Below are 10400 nucleotides of genomic sequence, written 5' to 3'. Positions count from 1 at the left end.
GATTGATAATAAATTGTTTTGTTTTTTTCATCAAATCCATAATAAGCGGTTACATCCCAATTTCCTTTTGTAACTTGGTTTTTCAACTTTCCGGTTTTGTCATAATAATAAATATGATTGAAACCGTCTTTTTCTGAAGTCCAAATAAAACTATTGTCTTTCAAAAAGGTTAAGTTGTCCGTTACATCGACGTAAGCTTTATCTTTTTCATTTAAAATTACTTTTTTAGCACCCGTATTTCCATCTACAAATAACACATCTAAATTGTCTTGATTACGGTTTATCACTTGCGCACTCAATACATTTTTATCACTTGTCCATTTTAATCTTGCAATATAAAAATCGGAATAAGTACTTAAATCAATTTTTTGAGTTTTTGTCGAAGCTACATCGTATATATGTAAAGAAACGTCTGCGTTTTTTTCTCCTGCTTTCGGATATTTAAAAACAGCTTGTGTAGGATATAAACCTTGGTTATACATATCCATTGAAAATTCTGGAACATCCGTTTCATCAAAACGAATAAAGGCTATTTTAGTTCCGTCAGCATTCCAATCAAAAGCCCTTACAAAAGCAAACTCTTCTTCGTAAACCCAATCTGTAATTCCATTAATAATGCTATTTTTCTTTCCGTCTGAAGTAATTTGCGTTTCTTTATTTAACAACAAATCAAAAACATACAAGTTGTTTTCGAAAGCATAGGCTATTTTATTTCCATCTGAAGAAAAAACAGGTTCTTGAATGGCTTTATCGGTAAATTTCGATAATTTTTTAGATGCAATATCATAAACGAAATAATTTGCTGTAAATGAACGTCTAAATATGGATTCGGTATTTGTTGCTATTAATATTTTTTTCTCTGCCTGATCAAATGTGTAACTATCAATAGAAGTTAATGCCGCAAAATCTTTCGTATCAATAAGAGTTGCAACTTTATTTAATGTAGCATAATCAAATAAATCAATTTGCATACTTTTAGAATTTCTATCAAAATTCAAAACTGTATATTGGTTGGTGTTTTTCATGGCATTCAATTCGTCCATGCCTTTTGTTCTAAACGCGCCGCCCCAAATTTCTTCTAAAGTCAATTTTTGTTGCCCAACAACTGATATTGAAGAGGTTAGTAACAATAATAGAATACTTGTAAAATTTCTCATATTTTTTGATTGTAAAAACCTCCAATTTTAGTGAAAATTTACGACATATTCATAATAAATATTGAATTTTTTACTTTCTAAGTTTTATTTTTTTAAAAATTACTTTTATTATCTTTGTCAATCAATCCGAAATTAATGGCACTAAATACTACAAGTTTTTCAAAACTAACTAAAGAAGAAAAGATAAATTGGATCGCTGAAAAGCATTTTTCCAATCCAAAAGAAGCAATTGCCGTATTACAAAGCTATCAGAATTCTGATGCTTCAATTCAAAAACTACACGACGAATTTATTGAAAACACTTTAACAAATTTTTATTTGCCGTTAGGTGTCGCACCAAATTTTACAATTAATGGTAAAAATTATACCATACCTATGGCTATTGAAGAGAGCTCTGTTGTAGCAGCCGCAAGTAAAGCTGCAAAATTTTGGGGAGCACGAGGAGGATTTAAAACGACTATTTTAGGCACTGAAAAAATTGGTCAAGTTCATTTTATGTATGAAGGTGATAAACAAAAACTTATTGAATATTTCAATTTTGTAAAGCCTTTTTTACTTTCTGAATCGGAAGGAATTACCAAAAATATGCAAAAGCGTGGTGGCGGAATTTCAGATATTCAACTAATAGATAAAACGGCAGCGTTAGACAATTATTACCAATTGCACGCTACTTTCCAGACTAAGGACAGCATGGGAGCGAATTTTATCAATTCTTGTTTAGAACAATTTGCAAAAACATTTAAAAACAAATCAGAAGAATTTGGAATCCAATCGATTCAAATTGTGATGAGTATTTTGAGTAATTTTGTGCCAAATTGCGTAGTTCGTGCCGAAGTTTCTTGTCCAGTTTCAGAACTTAATGAAGATGCCAACATCACGTCAAGTGAATTTGCAGAAAAGTTTTTAACCGCTGTAAAAATCGCAGAAGTAGAGCCATACAGAGCTGTAACGCATAATAAAGGCATTATGAACGGAATTGATGCGGTGGTTTTAGCAACAGGTAACGATTTCCGTGCTGTAGAAGCCGGTGTTCACGCATTTGCAAGTAAAAACGGAAGCTACACAAGTTTGTCTCACGCTAAAATAGAAAACGGAATATTTACTTTTTGGTTGGAAGTGCCTTTAGCATTAGGAACTGTTGGCGGTTTAACTAATTTACATCCATTAGTCAAATTTTCTTTAGAAATGTTAGGCAATCCTTCTGCAACAGAATTAATGGAAATTGTTGCTGTTGCTGGATTGGCTCAAAATTTTGCCGCACTACGTTCGTTAACCACATCTGGAATTCAACAAGGACATATGAAAATGCATTTGAATAATATCTTAAATCAGCACCAAGCTACAAAAGAAGAGAAACAACTTGTTATAGCACATTTTGAAAATCAAACGGTTGCACATAATTTAGTGGTTAACTTTTTAGAAGCATTGAGAAAAAATTAAACATATAAGTCATATAAGTTTTTAAATACATTATAATTTAAAGTGTAAATTAAAGTTCATATAAGTATTTCGTTTAACGAAATTTATTAAACATAGTAATACAAGCCATAAATTAAATAATACAAGCCATGAAAAAAGTATCAAAAAAAGAACTAAAAAATTTAGTTTATAAAGTTAATGGTGCTGCCATTGAAGTTCATAAATCATTAGGTCCAGGATTGTTAGAATCCGTTTATCATCAATGTTTATTAAAAGAATTTGAATTAAGAAACATTAAATATATTTCTGAAAATCAAGTTCCAATTGTGTATAAAGGTCATTTTTTAGAAACAAAATTGAGATGCGATTTTTTAATTGAGGATGTTTTAGTTGTAGAACTAAAGTCGGTTTCAGAAGTTAATTCCATATTTGAAGCACAAATATTAACTTATATGAATTTATTAAAAGTTCCAATTGGTTTATTAATAAATTTTAATGTGAATAATATTTTTTATGATGGTCAGCAAACTTTTGTAAATGAAATTTATAGATTATTACCGGAATAGAATTACTATTTTAAAATATAAGTTAAAAATTTAAATAATAAAATCACTTAAATTTACGAAGTAAAAACTTAAACCTACTTTATAAAGTTTTAGATAAACAGAAAAAGCTTATATGACTTATATGGTTAACAAAAACACATTCTACTCTAACGGGAAACTCCTAATTACTGGAGAATATTTGGTCTTAAATGGTGCCAAAGCTTTAGCCTTGCCAACGAAATTTGGTCAATATTTACGCGTTGCTTCGAGTGTAGAAAAAAAAATATTTTGGACCAGTTTGGATGCTGACAAAAGCGTTTGGTTTGAAACTGAATTCACTTTTGAGGAAATTCTTACAGCTAAAAATTTTCAAGAAGAACATCTCATAAAACATACTTTAGTTGAAATTTTACATCAAGCCCATCTTCAAAATCCAAATTTTCTAACTTCGGAAACGGGATATATTATTGAAACAGAGGTCACATTTCCAAGAAATTGGGGCTTAGGTACATCTTCTACTTTAATTAATAATATTGCACAATGGTTACAAATTGATGCGTTTGAATTACTAAGGAAAAGTTTTGGTGGTAGCGGTTATGATATAGCTTGCGCCAGTAATAATTTTCCAATAACGTATCAATTAGATGAAAACGAAAAACCCATTGTTGAGGTGGTTGATTTTTATCCGAAATATAAGGAAAATATTTATTTTGTATATTTAAATAAAAAACAAAACAGCCGTCACGCGATTCAAAATTATATGAATAAGCAACAGTTTTTAACCAAAAAAACAGCAACCATTTCTGAGATTACTAATAGAATGCTGCTTTCGCTAAATTTAGAAACGACCAAAGATTTATTAGTGCATCACGAAATTATATTAAGCGATATTTTAGAATTAGAAACCGTAAAAGAGCGTTTATTTTCTGATTTTAATGGGACTATTAAAAGTTTAGGTGCCTGGGGCGGCGACTTCGTTATGGTACTCTCAAAAGAAAATCCAATACCTTATTTTAATTCGAAAGGGTACGAAACTATTTTAACATATGATGAAATGATTTTAGTTTAATTTATTTAATAAAAAATCATTATTTTTACATAAGTAATTCATTAATAAGCATATATATAAAAAAAATAATTTTATGAAAAAGTTACTTTTTATTTTATTTATTTTCGTTTCATTATTTTCATCTTGTTCAGAAGAAAACGCACCTACTGAGGAAACTCAAAATGAACCTAACAAAGTTTTACTGCTTAAAGTAGATTATTTAACAAATACGTTTCAGGGCGGTAAAGAAACTACGTATGCCGAAAATTCAAATTCATTTACTATTTCTCATCAATCTGTTCCTGCTACTGATTTTGGAAATATTAAGTTGAAATATGATGAAATTAATCAAATTCTTTTTGATGGTGATATTATTTGGATGGGTTTAGGACAAATTCATCATCCACAAAATATGCTAACGGCCAATCAATTTGAGGCAGTATTAACAGCTGACGTTGTTTTTCCATCAACAAGCTTCAATCATATTTTACCTCAATCCAATTTATCTAATAATTACAATCAGGTATGGATGGCTGTGCAAAACTTGGTAAAAGTGAGACAGTATTTAATCTCAAATCCTACTGGAGTGGTACATTTATATTTATATACGCCAAGCGTTGGAGTAGGAAATCCTGCAGATTGGAAATGGATTATTTTAATGAAAAATTAGTTTGATTATAAGTCTAATTTCCTAAATCTATAATCTAAAATTGTTTCTAATTTTTCACTTGAAACAATTTTCCCAAAATTTGTTTCATTTTCTGTGAATATTGGAGCAATCAAATGCAACTGTTTAGCTTTTTCGGTATAATACTTTTTTCGTGTAGGATGAATTGGTGCGACGGCATTAAAAGTTTCATTCCAACAGTTTTGTTTTAGTATTTCGCAAATAATTTCAATACAATCTTCTTGATGAATTAAGTTTATCGGAGCTTCCGGATTGGCAACATTGGTTTTTCCAGTTAACATTTTTACTATGTTTCTGTCTTCGCCAATCAAACCACCAAAACGTATTATTGTGGTTTGAAAATTATAGTTATTTCGCAATAAATTTTCGACTTCCATTAATTGTTTTCCGCTTTCTGTATTTGGATTTAAAACAGTTTTTTCATTAACAGTTGGAATAGTTGCAGTTTCAGCATAGACAGAAGTGGAACTAATAAAAAGCACTTTTTTTACAGTTGAATTTTCAATAAAAGGAATCAAATTTTTGATTTTATTTACAAACGTTTTTTCATAAGTGGTTTCTGTAATTTTTCTTAAACCTGGCGGAATATCTATAATTAGAATTTCAGAATCGTTTAAAAAATCAGTAATTGATTTGCTAATTTTAGTTTCAGAAAGCTCCAATAAATAAGGCGCTATTTTATTTGATTTCAAAACAGCTAATTTATTTTCAGAAGTGGTAGAGCCTTTCACTTCAAAACCATTATCAATTAACTTTTTAGCTAAAGGGAAGCCTAACCAGCCGCAACCTAATATAGATACTTTCATTTTATTTTTTTACTAATACATAACTTTCATTTTCCAACGCCAAATAACCTTGATCGTATACAAAATAATATACATTTCCAGTTTTTGTGGTATAAATTGAAGTAATTAATTCAAAATCAAAACCTTTACTAATTAATTTATTTTTGGTTGTTTTGGTTTTTTCTTCTGGGTTTAATTCGGTTAAAATTCGATAATTTTTACGCAATTTGTTGTTTATATTTCGCATCAAATTGGTTTGATCTTTATTCATTTTATTGTTGTAGGCGTTTCGGCAACCATCGCTGCAAAACTTTTTGTCTTCTCTCCCTACAATTTTATCTTGACATTCTAAACAAGTTTTATTCATAATATTTTTATTTGAGGTCCAATAAAAGTAGTAAAAAAATAGAAATATTGAATGCTTTTAGATTTTTTATTTTCCATTTACAAACGACAACAAACAATTACAATCGATTTTAAATGAATAACAACCGAGTAACGTTTTTTTCTTGCCACATCTTTGCACTGTCGAAATGAAACAACGAGTTCAGTCGATAAACAAATTTTAATTTATATAAATATTTAAATTTTACACGCCATGAAAAACAGAGTACAATTAATCGGACATGTAGGACAAGATCCAGAGGTTAAATCAATTAACGACAAAAAAGTTGCAAACCTTACTTTGGCAACAAACGAGCATTATACCAATGCAAAAGGTGAAAAAGTAGAACAAACCGAGTGGCACAAAATTACGGCTTGGGGAAAAACTGCCGAACTCATTGAAAAGTATGTTGTCAAAGGTAAGGAAATTGCCATCGAAGGAAAACTATCGCACAGAAGTTATGACGATAAAGACGGTAACAAACGCTATGTAACCGAAATTTTAGTAAATGAGTTGTTGTTATTAGGTAAGTAATTCAATTAAATTTTGGTTCTATAAACCACTGAGCAATCAGTGGTTTATTTGTTTAATTCGGTTTGTATAGCCTCTACAAATAATCCCATGTGATAACCATCTACCAAACCATGATGCGCCATAACTGCTACCGACATTGTTTTTTTGCCGTTTTCATCCATTAATTTCCCCCACGAAACTTTTGGGCAACTATCGGGTAACGTATAACTTCTAGAATGCGTTAGACCAGTAAAGTTGATCCAAGGAATAGCAGAAAAATGAATAATATTCTCAGGAAATTCTCGTGTAAATAGTCCAGGTGTTCGTTGAATGCGTTCAATTTCCGTTTGTACAATTTTAGCAAATTCATGAAGATTAGAATGAAATTTCATGAATGAAAAACCAAACGTTTTGTCTTCACGCATAATGGTTGATGAAGCATCTATTTCGTCATAAAGCACTACCTCTTTTCCTTCAATTCGATACCTGAAATTTTCCACTTGATTAACCGCAACAATTGTTTTGTGCAAATAGTAAACAAAAAACGGAATTTGCATAGCTTTTGCCTTTTCATAAGCTATAGTCATATCAATAGGAGTTGTTATGCTAAAAAATGGCTCTTCGAAAGTTGAAAAAAATTCAAAATGTTCTTTTCGGTTCCAGGTCGCGAGGTCTATTATTTGCTTCATTTTAGTAAGGGTAAAATTTCAGTAATTTGGGTAACGGATTTGAAATTTTTATGTTCAATTTCAAAATCAATTTTTTCGTATTCCCAAGTCGTATGATACGGAATATGAATAGCGTGTCCGCCAATATTTAACACAGGTAAAACATCGGATTTTAAGGAATTTCCAATCATTAAAAAATCTCCGGCTTTGCAATCTAAGCGATTCAACATTTTTTCGTAATCCAACTCGGTTTTGTCGCTCATCACTTCAATATGATGAAAATAAGCACCAATTCCCGAATCGTGTAATTTTCTATGTTGGTCTTTTAAATCGCCTTTTGTGGCTACGACCAATTTATATTTTCCTTGCAATTGTTCTAAAACTTCGGTGATGTTTGGTAATAGTTCTACTGGTTTTTGCAATAAATCTTTTCCAATAGCTAAAATTTGCTCAATACCTTTACCCGAAATTTGATGATTAGTCAATTCTAAAGCGGTTTCAATCATCGATAATGTAAACGCTTTGATACCAAAACCATACAACGGCAAATTATTGACTTGATGATTTAAAATTAATCCTAAAATTTCTTGATGCGACGCATAATCTTGAAACAATACACAAAAGCGTTCTTGCGCCTCATCGAAATAAGGTTCGTTGTGCCAAAGGGTGTCGTCTGCATCGAATGCGATTATTTTTGGGGTCATACTAAGATATCATCGCGCCATTAATCACACCTTCTGAACTAGTGCTGAGAGAAGTCGAAGTATCTGGATTTACGAAAACCAATTTTCCTTCGGCAGTATTGGTTAATAATAACATACCTTCACTTTCCACACCACGTAATGCTCTTGGTGCTAGGTTTACTAAAACCGTTACGCGTTTTCCAATGACTTCTTCTGGTGTAAAATGCTCTGCAATTCCAGAAACGATGGTTCTTACATCAATTCCTGTATCTACTTTTAGGACCAATAATTTGTTGGCTTTTGGCATTTTTTCGGCTTCAATAATCGTCCCGATTCGTAAATCTACTTTGGCAAAATCTTCAAAAGTGATGATTTCTTTTTGCGGTTCAGCTTTTGCGTTTTCCACTTGATTGGCGGTTTTAGTTGCTTCTAATTTATCTAATTGTTTCTGAATTTCTGCATCTTCAATTTGGGCAAACAAAATTTCGGCTTGACCAATTTGATTCCCAGGTTTTGTCAAATTCCAATTTTCAAATTCTAAATTCCAATTATTGACTTTAATCTGTAAAATGTTGCACAATTTAGCAGATGTAAACGGTAAAAACGGTTCAGAAAGTATTGCTAATGCAGAAGCAATTTGCAATGCTACATACATTTGCGTTTGTACTCTTGCCGGATTTTCCTTAATCATTTTCCAAGGTTCTTCGTCGGCTAAATATTTATTTCCTAAACGGGCCACGTTCATTAATTCGCCCAACGCTTCTCTAAATCTATAACGCTCAATTGAACTTGAAATTACTGCTGGATAGGCTTTTAGTTCGGCTAAAGTTTGCTCGTCAACTTCTGAAAATTCGTTTGGTGTTGGAACTATTCCGTCGTAATATTTATTGGTTAACACCACCACACGATTGATGAAATTTCCAAAAATCGCCGCTAATTCATTATTATTTCTGGCTTGAAAATCTTTCCAAGTGAAGTCGTTGTCTTTTGTTTCTGGCGCATTTGCCGTTAACGCATAACGTAACGAATCTTGTTTATCAGGAAAATCTTGTAAATATTCGTGTAACCAAACTGCCCAGTTTTTAGAAGTAGACAGTTTGTTACCTTCTAAATTCAAAAATTCGTTTGCAGGAACATTATCTGGTAAAATATAACTTCCTTCCGCTTTTAACATCGCTGGGAAAATGATACAATGGAATACGATATTGTCTTTCCCAATGAAATGAACCAATTTTGTATCGGCATCTTTCCAATAAGGTTCCCAATCTTTTCCTTCGCGAGCCGCCCATTCTTTAGTTGCTGAAATGTAACCAATAGGCGCATCAAACCAAACGTATAATTTTTTTCCTTCCGCACCTGGAACAGGCACATCGATCCCCCAATCTAAATCACGTGTAACAGCTCTTGGTTCTAAACCACCATCAACCCACGATTTTACTTGTCCGTAAACATTCGGTTTCCAATCGTTTTTATGACCTTCCAAAATCCATTCTCTAAGGAACGATTCGTAACGATTTAAAGGTAAAAACCAGTGTTTTGTCGATTTTAAAATAGGCGTTTCTCCAGTAATAGTCGATTTCGGATTGATTAAATCGGTTGCGTTTAAAGTCGAACCACATTTTTCACATTGGTCGCCATACGCTTCTGGGTTGTCGCACTTTGGACACGTTCCAGTAACGAAACGGTCTGCTAAGAATTGGTCTGCTTTTGCGTCGTATAATTGTTCGGTAGTTTCTTCGATGAAATCTCCGTTATCGTAAAGCTTTTTGAAAAATTCCGAAGCTGTTTTATGATGAATTTCCGAGGAAGTTCGGGAATAATTATCAAAAGAAATTCCAAAATCTAAAAAAGATTGACGAATAATTCCGTCATATTTATCGATTACTTGTTGAGGTGTGATGCCTTCTTTCTTAGCTTTCATTGAAATTGCTACACCGTGCTCGTCGCTTCCACAAATGAAAGCCACATCTTTTCCTTGTAATCGTAAATATCTTGAATATATATCAGATGGCACATAAACTCCTGCTAAATGCCCAATGTGAATGGGTCCATTGGTGTAAGGAAGTGCCGCTGTAATGGTATATCTTTTAGCTTCGCTCAGTTCGGCGTTGCCTCGAGTTGGATTTTCTAACATAATTTTTTGTTTTAACGCAAAGGTGCAAAGTTTTTCGCAAAGCTTCACAAAGTAATTTTAAGTTTTTCGCTAAAGCGATTTTAAGTATTTAAAGTACAAATGTCGTGAAAATTATAATTTATTCACAACTCGTCTAATACCTTCTTTCAAAAGAACGGAATTAAAGTTTAAAAGTAAGCCAAGTTTGAACTTGCCAAGCCTTAAATAAGTTAAAGTTTGGGCAAAATGAAGTTCGGAAAGCATCTCAACACTTTTTAACTCTATAACAAGTTTATCTTCGACTAATAAATCAATTCGATAGCCACTCTCAAGTTTAACTTCTTCGAAAATCAATGGAATTGATTTTTCTTTCTCAACTTTCAAACCCGCTTGTTT

Annotated in this window: 12 protein-coding genes; 5 read left to right on the top strand and 7 right to left on the bottom strand. The window is 31.9% G+C overall.

Going from position 1 to position 10400, the window contains the following annotated elements; genetic code table 11:
• A partial coding sequence (locus ABWO04_RS07625; RefSeq protein WP_353078797.1) for a beta-propeller domain-containing protein occupies positions 1–1157 on the bottom strand: 1157 nt, incomplete at its 3' end.
• Positions 1158–1292: 135 nt separating this feature from the next.
• Here ABWO04_RS07625 and ABWO04_RS07620 point away from each other — a divergent pair.
• From ABWO04_RS07620 to ABWO04_RS07605, 4 genes are all read left to right on the top strand, one after another.
• Positions 1293–2597, top strand: a complete 1305-nt coding sequence (locus ABWO04_RS07620) for a hydroxymethylglutaryl-CoA reductase, degradative (RefSeq protein ID WP_353078795.1) — start codon at positions 1293–1295, stop codon at positions 2595–2597.
• Positions 2598–2725: 128 nt separating this feature from the next.
• On the top strand, positions 2726–3142 hold the full coding sequence (locus ABWO04_RS07615) for a GxxExxY protein (RefSeq protein WP_353078793.1): 417 nt from the start codon (positions 2726–2728) through the stop codon (positions 3140–3142).
• A gap of 121 nt (positions 3143–3263) precedes the next feature.
• Positions 3264–4190 carry a GYDIA family GHMP kinase gene (locus tag ABWO04_RS07610; protein WP_353078799.1) on the top strand — a complete coding sequence of 309 codons (927 nt, stop codon included), beginning with the start codon at positions 3264–3266 and terminating at the stop codon, positions 4188–4190.
• A gap of 73 nt (positions 4191–4263) precedes the next feature.
• Positions 4264–4839 (top strand): hypothetical protein, encoded by a 576-nt coding sequence (locus ABWO04_RS07605; RefSeq protein ID WP_353078791.1) that lies wholly within the window; start codon positions 4264–4266, stop codon positions 4837–4839.
• 5 nt (positions 4840–4844) lie between these two features.
• Here the strand turns inward: ABWO04_RS07605 and ABWO04_RS07600 are convergent, their stop codons facing one another.
• Positions 4845–5663, bottom strand: coding sequence for an NAD(P)H-binding protein (locus ABWO04_RS07600; RefSeq protein ID WP_353078789.1), 819 nt, complete (start codon positions 5661–5663; stop codon positions 4845–4847).
• A gap of 1 nt (position 5664) precedes the next feature.
• Positions 5665–6009 carry a hypothetical protein gene (locus ABWO04_RS07595; RefSeq protein ID WP_353078787.1) on the bottom strand — a complete coding sequence of 115 codons (345 nt, stop codon included), beginning with the start codon at positions 6007–6009 and terminating at the stop codon, positions 5665–5667.
• Positions 6010–6240: 231 nt separating this feature from the next.
• Here ABWO04_RS07595 and ABWO04_RS07590 point away from each other — a divergent pair, with 231 nt between their 5' ends.
• Positions 6241–6561, top strand: a complete 321-nt coding sequence (locus ABWO04_RS07590; protein ID WP_353078785.1) for a single-stranded DNA-binding protein — start codon at positions 6241–6243, stop codon at positions 6559–6561.
• Positions 6562–6605: 44 nt separating this feature from the next.
• Here the strand turns inward: ABWO04_RS07590 and ABWO04_RS07585 are convergent, their stop codons facing one another.
• From ABWO04_RS07585 to ABWO04_RS07570, 4 genes are all read right to left on the bottom strand, one after another.
• A complete protein-coding gene (locus ABWO04_RS07585) occupies positions 6606–7229 on the bottom strand; it encodes a CatA-like O-acetyltransferase (RefSeq protein WP_353078783.1) in 624 nt (207 codons plus the stop codon).
• Positions 7226–7912 (bottom strand): HAD family hydrolase, encoded by a 687-nt coding sequence (locus tag ABWO04_RS07580; protein WP_353078781.1) that lies wholly within the window; start codon positions 7910–7912, stop codon positions 7226–7228. Before ABWO04_RS07580 ends, ABWO04_RS07585 begins: the two co-directional genes overlap by 4 nt.
• Before the next feature lies 1 nt (position 7913).
• Positions 7914–10025 carry a methionine--tRNA ligase gene (metG, locus tag ABWO04_RS07575; protein ID WP_353078780.1) on the bottom strand — a complete coding sequence of 704 codons (2112 nt, stop codon included), beginning with the start codon at positions 10023–10025 and terminating at the stop codon, positions 7914–7916.
• Between the two features lie 111 nt (positions 10026–10136).
• On the bottom strand, positions 10137–10400 hold a 264-nt coding region (locus ABWO04_RS07570; protein ID WP_353078778.1), incomplete at its 5' end, for a GxxExxY protein.

Source organism: Flavobacterium sp., from assembly GCF_040382755.1.
GTDB lineage: Bacteria > Bacteroidota > Bacteroidia > Flavobacteriales > Flavobacteriaceae > Flavobacterium.
This window is presented reverse-complemented; position numbering and strand designations above follow the sequence as displayed.